The organism is Solwaraspora sp. WMMD792, from assembly GCF_029626105.1.
GTDB lineage: Bacteria > Actinomycetota > Actinomycetes > Mycobacteriales > Micromonosporaceae > Micromonospora_E.
Genome location: NZ_JARUBH010000009.1, coordinates 454,952 through 473,470 on the forward strand (window position 1 = coordinate 454,952; position 18,519 = coordinate 473,470).

Annotated in this window: 18 protein-coding genes, 3 tRNA genes and 1 pseudogene; 13 read left to right on the top strand and 9 right to left on the bottom strand. The window is 70.9% G+C overall.

The window, feature by feature from the left end; translation table 11 throughout:
• Nucleotides 1-83: 83 nt before the first annotated feature.
• Together O7629_RS03565 and O7629_RS03570 are read left to right on the top strand one after the other, a co-directional pair.
• Entirely contained in the window at nucleotides 84-953 is an 870-nt protein-coding gene (locus tag O7629_RS03565) for an MOSC N-terminal beta barrel domain-containing protein (RefSeq protein ID WP_278167466.1), read from the top strand.
• Nucleotides 954-1,082: 129 nt separating this feature from the next.
• Nucleotides 1,083-2,072: an expansin EXLX1 family cellulose-binding protein gene (locus O7629_RS03570; RefSeq protein WP_278167467.1), complete on the top strand. Its 990-nt coding sequence runs from the start codon at nucleotides 1,083-1,085 to the stop codon at nucleotides 2,070-2,072.
• Here the strand turns inward: O7629_RS03570 and O7629_RS03575 are convergent.
• The 3 genes from O7629_RS03575 to bcp form a co-directional block, all read right to left on the bottom strand.
• Nucleotides 2,058-2,624 carry a GNAT family N-acetyltransferase gene (locus O7629_RS03575; RefSeq protein WP_278167468.1) on the bottom strand — a complete coding sequence of 189 codons (567 nt, stop codon included), beginning with the start codon at nucleotides 2,622-2,624 and terminating at the stop codon, nucleotides 2,058-2,060. The two genes, O7629_RS03570 and O7629_RS03575, sit on opposite strands and share 15 nt — an antisense overlap.
• Nucleotides 2,625-2,668: 44 nt before the next feature.
• Nucleotides 2,669-2,742: transfer RNA gene (locus tag O7629_RS03580), tRNA-Leu, on the bottom strand.
• Between the two features lie 86 nt (nucleotides 2,743-2,828).
• Entirely contained in the window at nucleotides 2,829-3,320 is a 492-nt protein-coding gene (gene bcp / locus O7629_RS03585; protein WP_278167469.1) for a thioredoxin-dependent thiol peroxidase, read from the bottom strand.
• Between the two features lie 133 nt (nucleotides 3,321-3,453).
• On the opposite strand from bcp, the gene O7629_RS03590 reads away from it, so the two are divergent.
• The 4 genes and pseudogenes from O7629_RS03590 to O7629_RS03605 form a co-directional block, all read left to right on the top strand.
• Nucleotides 3,454-4,197, top strand: a complete 744-nt coding sequence (locus O7629_RS03590) for an energy-coupling factor ABC transporter permease (RefSeq protein WP_278167470.1) — start codon at nucleotides 3,454-3,456, stop codon at nucleotides 4,195-4,197.
• Nucleotides 4,194-4,589: a PDGLE domain-containing protein gene (locus O7629_RS03595; protein ID WP_278167472.1), complete on the top strand. Its 396-nt coding sequence runs from the start codon at nucleotides 4,194-4,196 to the stop codon at nucleotides 4,587-4,589. The genes O7629_RS03590 and O7629_RS03595 overlap by 4 nt, the downstream gene beginning before the upstream one ends.
• A gap of 6 nt (nucleotides 4,590-4,595) precedes the next feature.
• Nucleotides 4,596-5,366 (top strand): cobalt ECF transporter T component CbiQ, encoded by a 771-nt coding sequence (cbiQ, locus tag O7629_RS03600; RefSeq protein ID WP_278167473.1) that lies wholly within the window; start codon nucleotides 4,596-4,598, stop codon nucleotides 5,364-5,366.
• Nucleotides 5,367-5,407: 41 nt separating this feature from the next.
• Nucleotides 5,408-6,175, top strand: a pseudogene (locus tag O7629_RS03605) (ABC transporter ATP-binding protein); the annotation flags it as partial.
• Here the strand turns inward: O7629_RS03605 and O7629_RS03610 are convergent.
• Genes O7629_RS03610 through O7629_RS03620 form a run of 3 tightly spaced genes read right to left on the bottom strand, consistent with a single transcriptional unit; the run spans nucleotide 6,155 to nucleotide 8,515 of the window.
• Entirely contained in the window at nucleotides 6,155-7,306 is a 1,152-nt protein-coding gene (locus O7629_RS03610; RefSeq protein WP_278167474.1) for a hypothetical protein, read from the bottom strand. The pseudogene O7629_RS03605 and the gene O7629_RS03610 overlap by 21 nt on opposite strands.
• Before the next feature lies 1 nt (nucleotide 7,307).
• The gene (locus O7629_RS03615) at nucleotides 7,308-8,018 is read right to left on the bottom strand and encodes a thioredoxin domain-containing protein (RefSeq protein ID WP_278167475.1); all 711 of its coding nucleotides are present in this window, start codon (nucleotides 8,016-8,018) and stop codon (nucleotides 7,308-7,310) included.
• Nucleotides 8,019-8,050: 32 nt separating this feature from the next.
• Entirely contained in the window at nucleotides 8,051-8,515 is a 465-nt protein-coding gene (locus O7629_RS03620) for a MauE/DoxX family redox-associated membrane protein (protein ID WP_278167476.1), read from the bottom strand.
• Between the two features lie 180 nt (nucleotides 8,516-8,695).
• On the opposite strand from O7629_RS03620, the gene O7629_RS03625 reads away from it, so the two are divergent.
• Together O7629_RS03625 and O7629_RS03630 are read left to right on the top strand one after the other, a co-directional pair.
• Entirely contained in the window at nucleotides 8,696-10,351 is a 1,656-nt protein-coding gene (locus O7629_RS03625; protein ID WP_278167477.1) for a copper resistance protein CopC, read from the top strand.
• A 13-nt stretch (nucleotides 10,352-10,364) separates the two neighbouring features.
• Nucleotides 10,365-11,201 (top strand): YcnI family protein, encoded by an 837-nt coding sequence (locus O7629_RS03630; protein ID WP_278167478.1) that lies wholly within the window; start codon nucleotides 10,365-10,367, stop codon nucleotides 11,199-11,201.
• On the opposite strand, the gene O7629_RS03635 is transcribed toward O7629_RS03630, so the two are convergent.
• Complete coding sequence (locus O7629_RS03635) at nucleotides 11,155-12,345, bottom strand: glycosyltransferase 87 family protein (RefSeq protein ID WP_278174390.1); 1,191 nt, start codon at nucleotides 12,343-12,345, stop codon at nucleotides 11,155-11,157. The two genes, O7629_RS03630 and O7629_RS03635, sit on opposite strands and share 47 nt — an antisense overlap.
• Nucleotides 12,346-12,519: 174 nt before the next feature.
• Between O7629_RS03635 and orn the strand changes: the two genes are divergently transcribed.
• Nucleotides 12,520-13,110, top strand: a complete 591-nt coding sequence (orn, locus tag O7629_RS03640) for an oligoribonuclease (protein ID WP_278167479.1) — start codon at nucleotides 12,520-12,522, stop codon at nucleotides 13,108-13,110.
• A gap of 129 nt (nucleotides 13,111-13,239) precedes the next feature.
• Nucleotides 13,240-13,315, top strand: a tRNA-His gene (locus tag O7629_RS03645).
• Between the two features lie 98 nt (nucleotides 13,316-13,413).
• Here the strand turns inward: O7629_RS03645 and O7629_RS03650 are convergent.
• Both O7629_RS03650 and O7629_RS03655 read right to left on the bottom strand, forming a co-directional pair.
• Nucleotides 13,414-14,730 carry an Ig-like domain-containing protein gene (locus O7629_RS03650; protein WP_278167480.1) on the bottom strand — a complete coding sequence of 439 codons (1,317 nt, stop codon included), beginning with the start codon at nucleotides 14,728-14,730 and terminating at the stop codon, nucleotides 13,414-13,416.
• Between the two features lie 222 nt (nucleotides 14,731-14,952).
• Nucleotides 14,953-16,233: an Ig-like domain-containing protein gene (locus tag O7629_RS03655; RefSeq protein ID WP_278167481.1), complete on the bottom strand. Its 1,281-nt coding sequence runs from the start codon at nucleotides 16,231-16,233 to the stop codon at nucleotides 14,953-14,955.
• Nucleotides 16,234-16,419: 186 nt separating this feature from the next.
• Here O7629_RS03655 and O7629_RS03660 point away from each other — a divergent pair.
• The 3 genes from O7629_RS03660 (at nucleotide 16,420) to O7629_RS03670 (ending at nucleotide 18,417) form a co-directional block, all read left to right on the top strand.
• A tRNA-Lys gene (locus tag O7629_RS03660) sits at nucleotides 16,420-16,495 on the top strand.
• Between the two features lie 276 nt (nucleotides 16,496-16,771).
• On the top strand, nucleotides 16,772-17,872 hold the full coding sequence (locus O7629_RS03665; protein WP_278167482.1) for an XRE family transcriptional regulator: 1,101 nt from the start codon (nucleotides 16,772-16,774) through the stop codon (nucleotides 17,870-17,872).
• Nucleotides 17,869-18,417 carry a hypothetical protein gene (locus O7629_RS03670; protein ID WP_278167483.1) on the top strand — a complete coding sequence of 183 codons (549 nt, stop codon included), beginning with the start codon at nucleotides 17,869-17,871 and terminating at the stop codon, nucleotides 18,415-18,417. Before O7629_RS03665 ends, O7629_RS03670 begins: the two co-directional genes overlap by 4 nt.
• The last annotated feature ends 102 nt before the right edge of the window (nucleotides 18,418-18,519 follow it).

An 18,519-nucleotide genomic window follows, 5' to 3' on the forward strand; every position in this document is an offset into this window, starting at 1 on the left:
CGGCACCGGCGGTCGCTGTGGTAGAACCAGCGCGTGGAACGCCTGCCGCCGCATCGCAACCCGGTCCGTACCCGGCCGCCGTCGTGACCGGCGTACGAGTCGCCGCCCTCCACACGTACCCGGTCAAGGGGTGTCGCCGCCTCGACCACGACGATGCCCAGGTCGAGCCCTGGGGCCTGGCCGGGGACCGACGCTGGATGATCATCGACCCGGACGGAGTCGGCATCACCCAGCGGGAGGCCCCGGCCCTGGTCCACATCCGCCCCCAGCCCGTCGCCGGTGGACTCACCCTGCACACCGCCGGCCGGCCGACACCGGACGTCCCCCCACCGGTCGCGCCCACACTGGATGTTTGCGCACCGGTCGCCGGCCCGCCGGTGCAGGTCCGCGTCTTCCGGGCCAAGGCCCCGGTGCCGGCCCGGCTCGCCGAAGCCACCGCACACGCCTGGATCAGTGCGGTCATCGGCCGACCGGCCCGACTGGCCTGGCTGGCCGACCCGACGGTACGGGCGGTCAACCCCGACCACAGCCGTCCCGGTGACACGGTCAGCTTCGCCGACGGCTACCCGGTGCTGCTGACCAACGCGGCCTCCCTCGACGCGGTCAACGACTGGCTCGTCGAGTCGGGCGACCCGGCCGCGCCGTTGCCGATGCACCGGTTCCGCCCCAACGTGGTGATCAGTGGAGCGCCGGCCTGGGCCGAGGACGGGTGGCTGGGGCGTCGGATCCGGATCGGCGACGTCACCTTCCGGGTGGCCAAGGCCTGCACCCGCTGCGTCGTCACCACGACCGACCAGGACACCGGCGAACGCGGCCAACAGCCGCTGCGGATCCTCGCCCGACATCACCGTGGGCCGAAGGGCGTCCTGTTCGGGATGAACATCATTCCGGACGGCACCGGACGAGTCACCGTCGGCGACAACGTGGTGGTTGCGGCCGGTCCCGACTCTTAGGTCTCACTTAGGACCGTTGCCCGGGTACGTCGCAGTACGGCAGCATCACCGGACGTGACCGACGACGGACCCGCCTCCCATGCCCGCCGGCCTCGGGCCGGCCGGTCAACCTGGGCCGGTGGGTCAACCTTGGCCGGCCGGTCAACCTGGACCGGCCGGACCCGCTGGCTGGCCGGCGGTGCGGCCGCGGCCGGGGCCGGCCTGCTCGGCCTGCTGCTGGCCGCCCAGGTCGGAGCCAGCCCGGCCTGTGCGGCACCACCTGTCGGCGGCGGCACCCATCAGGGCAAGGCCACCTTCTACGACGCGCAGGGGCAGGGCGGCAACTGCTCGTTCGACAGCGCCCCGGCAGACCGGATGTACGTCGCGCTCGGCCCGGCCGAGTACGCCGACGCCGCCGCGTGCGGCGGGCACCTCGACGTCACCGGTCCACGCGGCACCGTCCGCGTCGTCGTCATGGACCAGTGCCCGGAGTGCGCCGTCGGTCACCTCGACCTGTCCCGGGAGGCGTTCGCCCGGATCGCCGACCCGGTGCGGGGCATCGTCGACATCAGCTACCGGGCGGTGGTCGACCCGCCGACCGGGCCGCTCGCGGTGCGGGTCAAGGAGGGCTCGTCGCAGTGGTGGTTCGCGGTGCGGGTCACCGACCACGGCAACCCGCTCGCGACCGTCGAGGCCCGAACCGGATCGGAGTGGCGCGGACTTGTCCGGCACGACTACAACTACTGGCTCGCCGACGACGGGCTCGGCCCCGGCCCGTACTCCCTGCGGGTCACCGACGTGTACGGCAACCGGGCGACCGTGCCGGGGGTCCAGTTGGCCCCGGGGCGGACCCAGCAGACAGACGTGCGGCTGTACGGCAGCGGATCGGGTTCCAGCTCCGGCTCCGGGTCGTCCGGGTCGTCCTCGGCCGTCGGCGGCTCCGGTACCGACCGGTCCGGTGACCGGTCCACGGCGCCGCCTACGTCGACCGCCGAACCACCGTCGCCAGGTCCAACGCCCACCAGGTCGGCCTCGCCGGGTCCGTCGCCAACCGCCGGTGCAGCGGGTCTCGGCGCGGCCGCCAGCCCGTCGACGGTGCCGGCTGCGGCTCCTGCCGACCCGCCGTCAGTCTGCGGCTGACCAGTTCGCCGGTGCGCCGCTCAGCTCCCGCCACATGATTATCTCGTCCCGGTCGTCGCCGTCAGCGACCCGCAGCGCGCCCGGCAGCCGGCCCACCTCCCGGTAGCCGCACCGCTGGTAGAACGCCGGCAGCCCGTGCCCGTCGCGGATGGTGACCTGCAGCGCGGACAGACCCATCGACCGGCCGACCCGCTCCGCCTCGGCCATCAGGGCCAGCCCGTAGCCGCGCCCCTGCCGGTCCGGTGCGACCACCACCCGCTTGAGCACCCGCCAGTGCTCCTTGAGGTCGAACCGGTTGCTGGTGACGAAGACGAACGCGGCCAGCCCGGCATCGTCGTGGCCGACGAGCAGCCGGTCGACGCCGGCGGCGACCCCGGCGAACGCCGCCTCGGCGGTCGGACGCACGTCGGCGACGGTCACCGGGGCGACGAACCCGACCGCGCCGCCGGCGTTGGTCGCGTCCGCCCAGAGCGCGATGATCCGCTCGCGCAGCTCGTCGACGAGCGGCGGATCAAGAACGAAGCCCAGCCGTACGGAGAGCGGGGGAATCATCGCGGTGTGTCGACTCCGGGTGGGCCTGAGTGCCAGGCGCTGGGTAGGGCCGGCGGGACTTGAACCCACACTGGTGCGATCCTAAGTCGCATGCCTCTGCCAATTGGGCTACGGCCCCGAGCGCTTCTAGGTTACGTGCCGAGGACAGGCTAGCCGAATCCCGGTCGGCCGGAGCCGGAGCCAGGGCCGGGGCCGGTTGTTGCGTCAGTCGAGGCCGAGGTCGCGGCGGAGCTTGGCGACGTGGCCGGTGGCCTTGACGTTGTACAGCGCCCTGGTGATCCGCCCGTCGGCGTCGATCACGAAGGTCGACCGGATCACCCCGGTGACCGTCCTGCCGTACAGCTGCTTCTCGCCGTAGGCGCCGTACGCGGTGAGCACGGTCTTGTCCGGGTCGGACACCAGCGGGAAGGTGAGCCCGTCGCGCTCGCGGAACTTGGCGAGTTTCTCCGGTTTGTCGGGAGAGATGCCGACCACCTCGTAGCCGGCGGCCTGCAGTCCGGCGAGCGAGTCGCGGAAATCACATGCCTGCTTCGTGCAGCCCGGGGTCATCGCCGAGGGGTACGCGTACAGCACCACGTTGCGCCCGCGTAGCTCCTTGAGGGACAACTGGTCGCCACTGTCGGTCGGCAGGGTGAACTCCGGGGCGGAATCGCCTGGCGCGAGGCGGACCGGCCCGCCGGTGGCAGCTGAGGTCATGGCCGGAGCCTACTCCGAGGCCGTGGGCCGGGTCGGACCGCCAACCGTGATTAGTTGCATGCCCTATGCAAGAGCAGCGATAGCGAAATAGGCTGGCTGCGCACGAACGGATTGCCCAGCCGGGAGGAACCAGGTGGACCCCCTCGCACTCCACATCCAGAACGGGGTGCTCAACGGCCCCGTAGCGATCAGCTACGCCGTGCTTGCCGCGGTGGCCTTCGGGTACTGCATGGTCCGCGGCCGCCGGGACCTCGACGACCGGCTCGCCCCGATGGCCGGCCTGGTCGCCGCGTTCATCTTCGCCGTCCAGATGCTCAACTTCCCGGTGCTGCCCGGGGTCAGCGGCCACCTGCTCGGCGGCGCGCTGGCCGCGCTGCTGGTCGGCCCGTGGGTCGGCGCGCTCTGCGTGTCGATCGTGCTTATCGTGCAGGCACTGCTGTTCGCCGATGGCGGGGTCACCGCGATCGGCCCGAACGTCACCAACATGGCGCTGGTCGGCACCGCCGCCGCGTACGGGCTGATCTTCGTCCTGCTGCGGCTACTGCCGCGTACCCCGACCGGGCTGGCGGTCACCGCGTTCGTCGCGTCGGTGGTCAGTGTGGTCGCCGCCGCGTTGAGCTTCGTGCTGCAGTACGCCATCGGCGGCACCACGCAGCTGCAGGAGTTCGGCCTCGGTCAGGTGCTGGCCCTGATGACCGGCACCCACGTCCTGATCGGCGTGGGTGAGGGGTTGATCGCCGCGGTCACCGTGCTGACCGTCGCCCGGACGCGCCCGGACCTGGTGTACGCCCTGCGCGGACTGCGCCGCCCGAGCACGCCGAGCACACCGGCCGCTCCCACCACCACCCAGCCCGTGTCCACCGGAGGTGCCGCATGAAGCGCAACACCGGTTTCGTCCTGGCCGGTCTGTTCGTCTCGCTGCTGCTGGCCGGCGTGGTCAGCAACTTCGCCTCCGGCTCGCCCGACGGGCTGGACTCGGCGTCGACCCAGGGCTGCGAACTCGACGGCGAGGAGATCGTCGGCGGGGCCTGCATGGGCTCCGGCGCGCAGGACCACGAGCTGGCCGACAGCCCGTTCGCCGACTACGGCCTGACCGCCGTGGACAACGGTTTCGTCGGTACGGCGGTCGCCGGCGCGGTCGGGGTGCTACTCACCTTCGCGGTCGCCGGTGGGCTGTTCTGGCTGACCCGCAGCCGCCGGCCGGCTGCCGGGACACCGGCCGCCGAGGCAGCGGCCATCGAGGCGCCGGCCGGCGGACCGAAGAGCTGACCAGCGGTGGGAGCCGGGCACACACAACTGCTGCACCTGGAGCGGGACAGCCCGGTGCACCGGCTCCCGCCGGAGACGAAGATCGCCGCGATGCTGGCGTTCACCCTGGTGGTGGTGGCGACCCCGCGCGAGCGGCTGTGGGCCTTCGGCGGCTATCTGCTGCTGGTCGTGGCGGTCGCCGTCGTCGCCCGGGTGCCGGCCGGCTGGCTGGCCCGGCGGTCGCTGATCGAGGTCCCGTTCGTGGCCTTCGCGTTCGCGTTGCCGTTGCTGGCCGGCGGTGAACGGATCCCGGTCGCCGGTCTGAGCCTGTCCGTCGAAGGCCTCTACGGCGGCTGGAACATCCTGGCCAAGGCCACCCTCGGGGTGCTCGCGTCGCTACTGCTGGCGGCCACCACCACCAGCCGTGACCTGCTGGTCGGGCTGGACCGGCTGCGCTGCCCGTCGATCGTCACCCAGATCGCCACGTTCATGCTGCGCTACGTCGACGTGCTGGTCGACGAGGCCCGGCGGATGCGGATCGCCCGGATCTCCCGGGGTGACGACCCGCGTTTCCTCTGGCAAGTACGCGGTTTCGCAGCCGGCGTCGGTGCGTTGTTCCTCCGGGCGTTCGAGCGCGGCGAGCGGGTGTACCTGGCGATGATCTCCCGCGGTTACACCGGTCGGATGCCGGTCGCCTGGCAGGCCACCGGCGGTGCCACGGTCGGCCAGTGGATGCTGGCCGCGTCGGTGCCGGTGACGGCGGCTACCATCGCCGCCGTGGCGGTGTTGTCGCGGTGAGCGATCCGATCGACGCCGGTTCGACACGGCCTGTCGGCCCGGTGCCGCCTGCCGGTCCGGTGCCGCCTGTCGGTCCGGTGCCGCCGTCGCTGCGGGTGCGTGACCTGCGGTTCAGTTATCCGGACGGGCATCCGGCGCTGTACGGGGTGGATCTGACCGTGCCGGCCGGGGCCCGGGTGGCTTTGCTGGGGCCTAACGGTGCCGGCAAGACCACCCTGGTGCTGCACCTCAACGGCGTACTGCGGGGCGGGTCCGGCCAGGTCGAGGTCGGCGGGCTGCCGGTGGACCAGCGGCGGGCGACGCTCGCCGAGGTGCGCCGCCGGGTCGGCATCGTCTTCCAGGATCCGGACGACCAGCTGTTCCTGCCGACGGTCGCCGAGGACGTGGCGTTCGGCCCGGCGAACCTGGGGCTGCGTGGCGCCGAGCTGGCGGCGCGGGTCGACGAGGCGCTCGACGCTGTCGGGATGGCGCAGCACCGGGACCGGTCCCCGCAGCACCTGTCGTTCGGTCAGCGGCGGCGGGTGGCGGTGGCGACGGTGCTGTCGATGCGTCCGGAGATCCTGGTGTTGGACGAGCCGTCGTCGAACCTCGACCCGGCGGCCCGCCGTGAGCTGGCCGAGATCCTGCACCGGCTGCCGGTGACGATCCTGATGGTCACCCACGACCTGCCGTACGCGTTGGAGCTGTGCGACCGGTCGGTGATCCTGGACGGCGGCCGGGTGGTGGCGGACGGTCCGACCACCGAATTGCTCGCCGACGCGGAACTGCTGGCCCGGCACCGGCTGGAGCTACCGTTGGGCTTCGACCCGCTGCTCGCCGCGCGCCAGCTCGCGACCGTCCGGGCCGACACCCTCCGGGCCGTCGCCGGCGGCCCGACCGACGCCGCCCGGGCCGGTGACGGGCTCCGCGCGTAGGCGTAGCACCGCGCCGAGCGTCACGGCGGCCCCGCTGACCAGGACGGCGGCGACCACGATCCGCGGCCACCAGGCCGGTCCGGGCACCGGGGCGATCGCCCGGGTGAACACGGCGGCGTTGGCCGCCCCGGCGAAGATCGCCAGGCAGGTGCCGGTCAGGGCGAGGGCCAGCTCGGCACCGGGCCGGCGGCGTGCCGCGTACCCGGCGGCAGCCAGCGCGGCCAGCCCGGTCAGCAACGCCCAGACCGGCCCGTCGAGCAGCGCGCTGAGGAGGCTGGACGGCCCACCGGTGCCGGATTCGACGGCGCGGGCGATCGCATAGCCGACCGCGGCCGCGCCGCCGACGGCGAGCCCGCCGGCGGAGACCAGCTGTGCGGTCCACCGGCCGCGCCGGGCGGTGGCCACCAGAGCGACCGCCAGCAGTACGGTGCCGAGCAGCGTGCCGCCCCACCAGCGAAGCGGGTCGGGCGGCGGGATCCAGTCCAGCGTGCCGCGCAGCTCGACCGGGGTGACGCCGTCGCGCAGCGGCACCACCCAGTCGCGTACCCGGTGCACCTGGTCGGGTGCGGCCCGCACCACGTCCGGCGGTGCGGCGTCCAGCCAGTAGGTCCGCTGGTCGTGCCAGCGGACCACCGGGCGGTCGGCGATCCGTCGCCAGTCCGGCGGTGCGGCCGGATCGGCGTCGGCGGGCACCGGGGTGTCGCCGGACAGGGTCTCGTTCTGGTACGCGGTGGGGGAGCGCCGGTTCTGGTAGACCCCGTCCGGTCGGATCTCCAGGTACGGCTCCCCGGTGTAGCCGAGCACCTCGATCGGCCGGCCGCTGTGGTTGGTCAGCTCGAGCCGGGCACCGGCCTCGACGACCCGTACGGTGAGCCCGTCGACGGCCGGCACGGTGCCGGTCACCGCCACCCGGTAGTCGGTGGCCGCGGGGGCATCCGCGCCGTGCGCGGCGGCCGGCGTCGCGGCACCGGTGAGCAGCACCGCCGCCACGCCGGCGAACACCGCCAGCCGTCGGGTGAACAGCACGTCAGCCGGCCGCGTCGACGGCGGCGGTGATGGCCTCGGCGCTCGATGCGACGGTCTCGCCGTCGACCATCACGGTCGGGGTGCCGCTGACCCCGGCCCGGCCGGCCTGCTCGGTGACGTGGGCCGGCCAGCCGGCGTAGGTGTCGTCCCGGACGCACTGGCCGAAGCTGCCGGTGTCCAGCCCGACCTCACCGCCGATGGCGATCAGCTGCTCCTCGCTGAGCCCGGGGCCGCCCTCGGCCGGCTGCTGCTCGTAGAGCGCGGCGGCGTACTCCTCGAACTTGCCGCCGGCCGCCGCGCAGCCGGACGCCGCCGACGCCCGCGTCGAGTACGCGTCGTCGCTGAGCCGGTCGAGGATCGCGACGGGGTGGAACACGAGCGTGATCCTGCCATCCTCGACGAGCTGGTCCAGGGTCGGGCCGACCTGCTGTTCGAACTGCCGGCAGGCGGGGCAGAGGAAGTCGGCGTAGAGGTCGACGGTGACCGGGCCGTCGCCGATCGGGATGCCGGAGTCGTCGGCGACCGCACCGGGCGGCGCGGTGTACTCGCCGCCGCGCTGGGTCTGGTAGACGGCCCAGCCGATCATGCCGGCGAGGACCAGCGCCACCACGGCCGCCACCGACGTCCAGATGGCGCGCTGGCGCCGCCGCTCCCGGGCCAGCTGTTCGCGGACCACCCGGGCTGCCTTCTTCTGCTCCACTCGCCGGCTCATCGCCGTCACCCGCCGATCTACCTGAAAGATGACTATCTGTTGCTGTTTACCCACGAATCTGTCGACAGTGCCGTGCGCGGCCACCACACCAGGAACCCGGCGAGCGCCAGGAACGCAAGGTCGCGGGCGATCTCCGGGCCGTACGCGGGGGTCTGCCCGGCGGCCAGTTCACCGCCGACGCCGAAGCAGCCGCAGTCGATCCGCAGCCCGCGCACCCACGCGGAGGTGATGCCGGCGATGAAGACGACCAGCAAGCCGGCTGAGACGACCGCGCAGAGCCGGGTGGCCAGCCCGATCAGCAGCAGCACCCCGAGCGCCAGTTCGACGAAGGGCAGCGCGGCGCCGATCACCATCGCCAGGTCGTACGGAAAGACCTGGTAGGCGTTGACCGCCCGGCCGGACCCGGCCAGGTCGGTGACCTTCGATCCGCCGGCGAACAACCAGACGGCGGCCAGCCCGAGGCGGACGGCGGCACCGATCCAGGGTCGTACCCTCATATCTGTTAGTCGCTGCGCACCCGGTGCCGAGTTCCACGGCGACGCGACATCAAACCGGAAAATCCGATGTCGTACGTCACACCGGGCATCGCGGAACTTCGGCCACCGACCAGCCGACCAACCACCAATGAGGGGAGGCCGGGTCGCGCGGACCCAGGCGGACCGGCGAGCATATTGCCCATGACTGCCGCAACGAATAGATGGACGTCGCGTCTCGCGGCCATCGCCGGCCTGCTGCTGGCGGCGCTGCCCGTGGTCCTGCTACCCGCCGCAGCGCCGGCCAGCGCGCACGCCGTCCTGGTCAGCACCAGCCCGGTGACCGACTCGGTGCTGCCGAACGCCCCGGCCGAAGTGGTGCTGACCTTCTCCGAATCGGTGCGGCAGGTCCCCGACCGGGTACGGGTGATCGCCCCGGACGGGCAGCGGGTCGACCAGGGCGAACCTGTCTTCGACGGCGCGGTGGTCACCGTCGGCGTCGAGCAGCAGACGTCGCGCGGCACCTACCTGGTCAGCTACCGGGTGATCTCCGCCGACGGACACCCGGTCAGCGGCGGCTTCACCTACTCGGTCGGCGCACCGTCGGCGGTGCCCACCGACGACGGCGGCGCCGACACCGATCCGCTGGTCAGCGGGCTGCTCCAGGCGGCCAAGTTCGTCGGGTACGCCGGGCTGCTGCTGATCGTCGGCCCGGTGCTGGTGCTGAGCATGCTCTGGCCGCGCAGGCTCGACCGCGGCGGGCCGGGCCGGGTGATCTGGGCCGGGCTGGGACTCGTCGCGGCATCCACCCTGGCCACCATCTGGCTGCAGGCACCGTACGTCACCGGCGGCGGGATCGGTGACGCCGACGGCGCGGCGCTGCGCGACGTCCTCGGCAGCGGGATCGGCGCCGCGCTGCTGGTCCGGCTCGGGGTGCTGGCCGCCACGGCGGTGCTGCTGCGGCCGTTCCTGGCCGGCTCGGAAGGCCGCAGTGACCAGATCCTGCTCGGCGTCCTGGCCGTCATCGGGGTGTTCACCTGGCCACTGGCCGGACACCCGAGCGCCTCGCCGGTGCCGGCCGTCTCCGTCGTCATCGACGCCGTACACCTCAGCTCGATGGCGGTCTGGCTCGGCGGTCTGGCGATGCTCGCGGTGTTCCTGCTCCGGCAGGCCGAGGAGCGGGAACTCGCCGCGATCCTGCCGATCTGGTCGCGCTGGGCGGCGTTGGCGGTCTGTGCCCTGCTGCTGGCCGGTACGGTGCAGGCGCTGATCGAGGTGGGCACCCTCGAGGCGCTGTTCGGCACCACGTACGGCCGGTTGCTGCTGGCCAAGATCGGCCTGTTCGGGCTGGTCCTCGGGGTGGCGGCGTACTCGCGGCAGCTGGTGCGCAACCGCAGCGCCGCCGGCCGTCCCGGCCGGATGCGGCAGGCGATCGTCGCCGAACTGGCCGTCACCGCCGTGGTGCTGGCGGTCACCGCGGTGCTGGTGCAGACCACCCCGGCCCGGACCGCCATCGGCGAGGACCTGCGGGCCGACAGCGGCTACTTCTCCACCACGCTGAACAGTGACATCTACTCGCTGCAGGTCGAGGTGGACCCGGCCCGGCGGGGCAACAACTCCGTCCACCTGTACGCCTACACCGAGGACAACCGGCCGCAGCCGGTGATCGAGTGGCAGGCCACGGCGGCGTTGCCGGCCAGCGGGGTCGAGCCGATCGAGATCCCGCTGCTGCCGCTGACCGACAACCACGCCACCGGTGAGATCAGCCTGCCGGCGGCGGGAGACTGGGAACTGCGGATCACTGTCCGGATCTCCGACATCGATCAGGCGACCGTCTCCACGACGGTGGAAATCAACTAGAAAGGGCTACTTCATGCTCCGTCACCGACGCACACCGGTCCGCGCCACGGCGCTCGCCGGTGCGGCCGTCCTCGTCGGCGTCCTCGGCCTGGCCGCCCCGGCGGCCGCGCACATCACGGTCAACCCGTCGCAGGCCACCGTCGGCGACTACGCCCGGCTGGCGTTCCGGGTGCCGAACGAGAGCGACGAACACAGCACCGTCGAGGTCGAGGTGGTCCTGCCGGAGGACGCGCCGGTCGCCTCGGTGTCGCTGGCCAGGGTGCCGGGCTGGACCGCCGACGTGCAGGTGGCGCCGGTGGACCCACCGCTGGAGGTGCACGGGGCGCAGATCACCGAGGCGGTGTCCCGGATCGTGTGGACCGCCGACAGCCCGCAGGACGGGGTGCAGCCGGGTGAGTTCGTGGAGTTCCCGGTCTCCCTCGGCCCGCTGCCCGAGGCCGAGCAACTGGTCTTCAAGTCGCTGCAGACCTACTCCGACGGCACCGTGGTGCGGTGGATCGAGGTTCCGGTGCCCGGTGAGGAGGAGCCGGCCACCCCGGCCAGCGTGCTCACGTTGACCTCGGCTGAGGAGGACAGCCCGGCCGTCGGCGGCGGCGGTCAGGAACCAGTCGACGACGAGGCGCCGGCCGACGACGCCGCGACCGGCAGCGACGCCGGCGAAAGCGACACCGGCGGCAACGGTGCCGCGCTCGGGGTGGGGATCGTCGGGCTGCTCGCCGGCCTCGGCGGGTTGGCACTCGGCGGGCTGGCGTTCGCCCGGACCCGCCGCCCGACGCCTGCTCCGGCACCTGTCCCAGCGGCCGCTACCCGCCCGGAGTCGACGTCGGGTGGCGGCGGATCGGCAGACTGACCAGCAACACCGCGGCCGCCAGCACGTACAGGTTGCGCAACACGAAGGTGGCCGGATCGTCGGTCGGCACCTTCGCGTGCCCCCAGTCGATCAGTGACACGACACCGACGACCAGCGCCGCGAAGATGACCGCCGCCAACGCCACCGACGCCGCCGGTCCGGCGGCCCGGACTCCGCGCCGGGCCGCCGCCGGCTGCGGCCCGGCGGCGACCAGCGGGCGGTCCGGCAGCGCCGCGTCGAGGAGCACGATCAGCGCCGGGACGAACCAGTAGACGTGGTGCGGCCAGGTGATCGGTGCGATCAGCGCGGCCACCAGACCGGTCAGGGTCAGCCCGGCCAGCTCGTCGCCGGCCCGTACCGCACGGGCCGCGCGCCACAGCCCGTAGCCGGCGGCGACGGTCACCAGCACCAGCCAGACCAGCCGGTCCGGCTCGGCCGGAGCGGCCAGCCGGGCGAGTAGCCCTTGCAGCGACTGGTTGCCGGTGTAGTCGCTGCGCCCCACCCGGTCGGTGCTCCACAGCTCGGTGAACCAGAACCGCCACGACTCCGCCGGGGCGACCGCCGCGGCGAGCCCGGTGGCGGCCGCCGCCGCCAGGCAGGACACCAGCGCCGCCCGCCACCGGCGGGTGACCAGCAGGTAGACGATGAAGATCCCCGGGAACAGCTTGATCGCCGTCGCCAGGCCGATGCCGACGCCGGCCCAGCGGGACCGCTTCGGTACGGCGAACAGCAGGTCGGCCAGGATCAGCACGACCAGCAGCATGTTGATCTGCCCGAGGAAGATCGTCTCCCGGGTCGGCTCGATCAGCACCACCAGCGGTACCGCCAGACCGGCCAGCCACCAGCGCGGCAGACCGCGCCGGCGGGCGATCGGGGTGACCAGCCAGACCGTGGTGACCACCACCGCCAGCAGCGTGCCGACGGTGAACACGGCGGCGGCGGTCCCGGCGCCCACGGCCGCGAACGGGCGCAGCAACAGCGCGGTGAACGGGGGATAGGTGAAGTAGAGCTGGCCCTGCACGATGTCGGGCTGAACGTAGTCGTACAGCGGGTTGCCGTCGGCCCACCAGCGCATCGCGCTCAGGTAGATCTTCAGGTCGTAGAAGTCGTGCCGGTTGCCGTACCAGATCAGGGCGGCGATCACGGCGGCGCTGAGCGCGACGACGACCGCGACCCGGCGCGGCGTGCGGGATCTGTCGTCGACGGGACGCGGCGCGGGGCCGTCCGGGAGGGTGTCGGCGGGCACGCCCGCGAGCCTAGCGGGGGCCGCCGCCGGTGACCTGGCAGGCTGCTGGACGGTGCCGCGTAGGCTGTCCGCGTGGCGGATCTTCTTGTCTGGATCGACTGTGAGATGACCGGGCTCGACCTCGGCAGGGACGCGTTGATAGAGGTGGCCGCGTTGGTCACCGACTCCGACCTCAACGTGCTCGGTGACGGCGTCGACCTGGTGATCCACGCCGACGAGGAGGCACTGGCCGGGATGCCGGACGTGGTGCGGGAGATGCACGCCAAGTCCGGGCTGACCGAGGAGGTGCGGCGTTCGGCGGTCACCCTCGCCGAGGCGCAGGACCGGGTGCTGGAGTACGTGACCAGCTTCGTGCAGGAGCCGAAGACCGCGCCGCTGTGCGGCAACTCGATCGCCACCGACCGGGGGTTCATCGCCCGAGATATGCCGCGACTCGACTCCTACCTGCATTACCGCATGATCGACGTTTCGTCGATCAAGGAGTTGTGCCGCCGGTGGTACCCCCGGGTCTATTTCGGGCAGCCGGCCAAAGGGCTGTCGCACCGGGCGCTGGCGGACATCCGGGAGAGCATCCGGGAGCTGGAGTACTACCGGCGGTCGATCTTCGTGCCGTTGCCCGGCCCGGACGTCGACGCGGCCAAGGCGATCGCCGCCGGCCTCTGACCGCCGCCGAATGACCGGCCGCTGGATGGCGGCTGGGCCGGCCCGGCGGAACCCGCTCGACGTGATGCCCGCCGGTAGGGCTATCATTGGTCGGCACCCCACGCGGCAGTCTGCCGGGTGTGGTTCTTGGTGGCTGTAGCTCAGCAGGTAGAGCACCGGGTTGTGGTCCCGGGTGTCGAGGGTTCAAGTCCCTTCAGTCACCCCATACCGAAGCGCCCGGCCAGGGAGATCCTGGCCGGGCGCTTTCGCTCGGTGCCGGTCGTCGTCCGGGGCGGGCCGGGTGCCCGACCCGGACGGGACGGGTCAGCCCTGCGGGTCCGAGCCGGTTGCGGATCCGCCGGCGGCACCGCCCGGCGTCGACTCGGTGGACTCCGGCTCGGACGTCGCCGGCTCGTACGGCAGAGCGCTGCCTTCGACGAGCTCGTCCCAGCTGAGGTTCCACACGGTCCAACCGTTGCCGTTGGCGAGTTGGACCTCGGTGCCCTTGACCGTGACCGGGTCACCGACCTTGGTCTGGTTGAACAGCCACTTGGCGTTGTCCATCGACATGTTGACGCAGCCGTGTGACACGTTGCGTACCCCCTGGTCGGCCACCGACCACGGGGCAGCGTGGATGAACTCGCCGCCCCAGGTCAGCCGCTGGGCGTACTCGATGTCCGTCCGGTAGCCCTCCTCCGGGCCCAGCTCCTCGTACGTGTCGAAGACGGTCTCCTTCAGCTTCTCCATCACGATCATGGTGCCGCTGGAGGAGGGCGTCTTCGGCTTGCCGAGACTGACCGGGATCTCCTTGATCGTCTCGCCGTCCTTGGTGACCACCATCGTCTTGCTGGCGTTGTCCACCGTCATCACCAGCGCCGCACCGACCTCGGCGTCCACGGTCAGGTCGTTGCGGCCGTACCAGCCGTCGCCCATCGGTAGGCCACCGGTCTGCGCCTTGTAGAACAGCTGGGTGCCGGCCTGCCAGAACTCGCGTGGCCGGAACTGGACCTCGGTGGGGCTCACCCAGTACCAGATGCCCTCCTGGGCGGGCTCGGTCTCGACGCCCAACCGTCGCTGCACGTCGTCGCGGTAGTCCTGCGGGATGTCCCGGCTGAACCGCAGGATCAGTGGCATCGCGACGCCGACCACGTTGCCGTCGCCCAGGAAGCTGGACACCCGTACCTGGTTGCCCGGCTGGGCCATGGTCCGGAAGTTGTGGCTGGTCACGGTGGTCTCGCCGTCGTCGCCGGTCACCGTCACCGTCGCGGTGTACGCGGCGTCGTACTCCAACTGCCCGTTTGGCAGGAAGACGGTGCCGTCGGCATCGACCTCGCCCGGCACCGGGTTGCCGTCGGCGTCGGTCAACTCCACCGTGGTTTGCGCCGCCTCGGTCGTGGTGAACGTGATCGCCGTCGACGCGGGCACGTCGGTGGCGTCGGCGGCCGGCTCGGTGATCGTCGCCTGGGCCTGTGGGCTCGGGTCGGCCTCCGTGCCGCCCTGCCAGGTGGGGGCGTCGCCGGCGCCGGTGCAGGCACCGGTGAGGGCGAGCGCGGCGGCGAGCGCGACGGCCGTGACAACCCGCGGTACGGGCGGTCGCGCCCGCCCGGTGCGCGGCTTTACCTGGAAGCGGCTGACTCGCATGATCCCCTCACGAAGTTCGGTCCCCGGATCCCATCGTCCATCAAAGACGCAGTGGGGCAACTCCCGGGTTCGTGCCTCAACGTATGCAACATCGACACGGCTGACCGATATTTCCCGGATCATCCGGTCCGTTCGGCCAGCCGTGTCTCGTTCATGCGTATTTGGCAGTTATTCAGATGTCATACTGTGCCGATCTGACGCCGACCGGCACCGCATCGACCGTCACCCGGACGTTGCTGTCGGTACCGGCGTCGGTGCCGTCGGTGTCGGTGAACCAGCCCCTGCCGGCTGCAGATCGGCCGGAACCGGCAACGCACTACCTTTGACGAACTCGTCCCAGGTGAGGTTCCAGGCGGTCCAGCCGTTGCCGTCCGCCAGCTCCCGCTCGGTGCCCTTGACCGTGATCGGGTCACCGACCTTCGTCTGGTTGAACAGCCACTCGGCGTTGGCCATCGACAGGTTGACACAACCGTGTGACACGTTGCGTACCCCCTGGTCGCCGACCGACCACGGGGCGGCGTGGATGAACTCGCCACCCCAGGTGATCCGCTGGGCGAACGAGATGTCCGTCCGGTAGCCCTCCTCCGGGCCCAACTCGGCGAAAGTGTCGAAAACGGTCTGTTCCTGCTTGTCCATCACCACCATGGTGCCGCTCGACGACGGCGTACTCGGCTTGCCGAGACTGACCGGCATCTGCTTGACCAGCTTGTCGTTCTTGAACATCGACAGCTGCTTGGTGGCGTTGTCGACCTCCACGGTCACCTTGTCGCCGATCTTCGCGGTGGCGCCCCGGTCCATGTCCCCGTACCGGCCGTCACCGGTCGGATGACCATCCAGCGCGATCCGGGCGGTCACCGTCGTGCCGGCCTGCCAGAAGTCCGGAGCCCGGTAGAACGCCTGGGTACCGTTGGACACCCAGTACCAGGTGCCCGGCTGTGGCGGGTCGGTCTTGACGAACATCCGCTTCTGTACGCTGGCCCGCTCCTGCTCCGGGATGCCGGGGAAGAACTCGACCACCACCGGCATCGCCACCCCGTACGTCCGTCCGTCGAACAGGTAGAGGCCGGTGCCGGTCTGCGACCCGGACTTGCCCATCGTGGTGAACGACGTGGTCTTGGTCTCCTCCTCCCCGGTGCTGCTGGTCGCGACGACAGTCGCCGTGTACTTCTTCTGATTCTTGAGTGGTTTGTCCGGCACCCAGGCGGTGCCGTCCTCCCGCATACTGCCGCTGACCTCGCCGCCACCGTCCTCGACGAGGGTCACCGAGGTGACCTCCCCGCCGCTCACCGTGGTGCCGATCTCCGTGCTGATCGGCAGGTTCTTCGCGTCCGCCTTCGGCGCGATGGCGAACTCGAACGGCTCCGGCGGGGGTGTCGGACTCGCCGTGGCCACCTGGCCGTTGACGAATCGTGGCGTCTTGTCCGATCCACACCCTGCCAGTGCCGCCGGTGCGATGACTGCCAGTGTCACCGCGACCGACCAACCCCTCCTGACCTTGTGCATGCCAGTCCCCGTTCCTTGTTCCGTCCCTGCCGACATCGTGCATCACCCGCCATGCCCTTCGTGCCTGATCCGGAAGGGTGCCAGATCCGCGCACATGGGCAGGTCCGCCGGACAGACGGCTCGTTGCCGGCAACTGGTTGGAAGCCGGACGGCCGGACATGCTAGGGTTGCCCGCGTTGTCAGCGAGCGCCGCTAGCTCAACTGGCAGAGCAGCGGACTCTTAATCCGCGGGTTGTAGGTTCGAGTCCTACGCGGCGTACCAGACACCAAGGCCCCGAACAGGCGGTTTCCGCCCGGTCGGGGCCTTTTGCCGTACGCCGTACGGCCGGCTGGGTGCTCGCCGGGCTGGCGGACTCTCGGCGGCAGCCCGGCGAGCCAGCCACCCCGGTGTCGTACGTCGGTTGCGTGTCTGATGTGCAGGCTTGGCGGTACGAGCGCGGCGGCGCGCGGACAACGCTGGGAGGATCTAGGGCCATGGTCGGCGTTCGGAAACCCCTGTGTCGACCCGTTCCGGCTCGAGGTGTGCGATTATCGCACCATGGCTGGGGAACAGCAGGACTGGCACCGCATCGGCGAGCAGGTCCGGCAGGCGCGTCTGTCGGTCGGCATATCGCAGCAGGACCTTGCCGATCGCGTGGGGCTAGATCGAACCATGCTGGCCAAGGTTGAGGCTGGTAGCAGGCGCCTCGACGCGGTGGAGTTGGCACGACTGTCCCGTGCGCTCGAGGTGTCGATGGAGTATCTGATCGAGCCGCAGCCAGCGGTGCTGTCCCGACGGTCTGCGGTACTGACGGAAGAGACGGACACCGAGGCGGCGCGGTCTTCTGAGCGCTTGGAGATCGCCCTGGTCGGCTGGCTGCGCGATGTGCAGCAGCTGGTAGACATCGGCACTCTCCAGACGGTTCCGCTACTTCGTTACCCGGGTACGGTGACATCCGAGACTGATGCGAGGCAAGCAGCGCACTGGTTGCGGCAGCAACTTCATCTTGGCGATGAACCGGTGGGTAGCATCACGGAGATCTGTGAGCGTGCAGGGCAGTGGGTCCTTGTAGCTGATCTGCCAGGCGATGGCGCGTCCCTCATCCAGGGGGAGGTGGCTGTTGCGGTTGTGAGCGCACAAGGTGATCCTGGCCGTCGACGAGCTACCGCCGCACACGAGCTTGGACATTTGGTTATTGGGGACGAATACTCCAGTGATCTGGGAGTCAGCACGTCTCGCGCGGAGCGCGAAGGGGTGATCGACGCATTCGCTGCTGAGTTGCTGTTACCGCTCAACGCCATGGCCGGATCCCCGAACGATGGGCGCGTGAGCCGGGACCTGCTGATTAATTACGCCGCTCGGTACCGCACCTCCTGGGTATTGGCATTACGTCAGGCTGAGCAGGCCGGGGTAATTGATTCCGCGACCCGTCGGGCTTGGACCTTCCCGCGGCCCACTCGGGCAGAGTTCATGGAGGCTCTAGGCTGGGTGCCTCAGCCCGATCTTGCCTCGGTGCGCGTGTCACCGGGCTATGCGCATGCGGTGATCGAGGCGTGGCGGGCCAGTCGAATCACTCGGGCCAGGGCGGTCGAGTTGATGTATGGCCAGATCACTGATGCGGACCTGCCTGATGAGGATGACCTGGAGACCGCTCCGTGAGTCTGCCGATGCCGCCGGGTTCGGTCCTTGTGCTCGATGCGATGCTCTTGCATCACTTTGCCCTTGCTGACCGGTTGGAGGTCCTGCGCGATCTGCTTATGGATGCTGACTGCTGGACAACGCAGGTGGTCATGGAAGAGTTGCGGTCGGGAGCCGTAAACCGACCAGAGCTGATGGCTGCATGTGAGGTGGACTGGCTGAAGCGAGCTCAGCTGGACACTCTTGATGAGATTCGATGCTTCACCGTATGGGTCAAAAGACTTGGTGCTGAGGAGCGCAATCTCGGTGAGGCATCCGTTCTCGCTGCTGCTGAGCTGCGGAGAGGTATCGCAATCACGGATGATCGGCAGGCCACCAAGGTCGCCCGTGCCTACCGGGCAGAAGTGCATGGCACGATCTGGCTTCTCGCGGCAGCTTGTCGGACCGGCAAACAGACTGAGGTGGGTGCGGGCAACCTCATCGACGCCTTGAGAGCGACGAGTGCTCGTCTACCCTGCTCGGGTGCAGACTTCTCGGCCTACGCCCGTAGGCATCACCTGCTATAAGACGTCTACGCGAGACCGGAGTCGGAGTCTTTCCAGCGCCTGCCGGGGAGAGCGCAGGTGTCGCTCTCGCCCGGCAGGCGCCTGCGGTTGCCTCGCGCCCGA

Excerpts from the sequence above, each read along its gene's own strand:
- O7629_RS03575 (WP_278167468.1), bottom strand. The coding sequence starts at position 2,624 with ATGATTCCCCCGCTCTCCGTACGGCTGGGCTTCGTTCTTGATCCGCCG.
- bcp (WP_278167469.1), bottom strand. The coding sequence starts at position 3,320 with ATGACCTCAGCTGCCACCGGCGGGCCGGTCCGCCTCGCGCCAGGCGAT.
- O7629_RS03595 (WP_278167472.1), top strand. The coding sequence starts at position 4,194 with ATGAAGCGCAACACCGGTTTCGTCCTGGCCGGTCTGTTCGTCTCGCTG.
- O7629_RS03615 (WP_278167475.1), bottom strand. The coding sequence starts at position 8,018 with ATGAGCCGGCGAGTGGAGCAGAAGAAGGCAGCCCGGGTGGTCCGCGAA.
- O7629_RS03620 (WP_278167476.1), bottom strand. The coding sequence starts at position 8,515 with ATGAGGGTACGACCCTGGATCGGTGCCGCCGTCCGCCTCGGGCTGGCC.
- O7629_RS03625 (WP_278167477.1), top strand. The coding sequence starts at position 8,696 with ATGACTGCCGCAACGAATAGATGGACGTCGCGTCTCGCGGCCATCGCC.
- O7629_RS03630 (WP_278167478.1), top strand. The coding sequence starts at position 10,365 with ATGCTCCGTCACCGACGCACACCGGTCCGCGCCACGGCGCTCGCCGGT.
- O7629_RS03650 (WP_278167480.1), bottom strand. The coding sequence starts at position 14,730 with ATGCGAGTCAGCCGCTTCCAGGTAAAGCCGCGCACCGGGCGGGCGCGA.
- O7629_RS03655 (WP_278167481.1), bottom strand. The coding sequence starts at position 16,233 with ATGCACAAGGTCAGGAGGGGTTGGTCGGTCGCGGTGACACTGGCAGTC.
- O7629_RS03665 (WP_278167482.1), top strand. The coding sequence starts at position 16,772 with ATGGCTGGGGAACAGCAGGACTGGCACCGCATCGGCGAGCAGGTCCGG.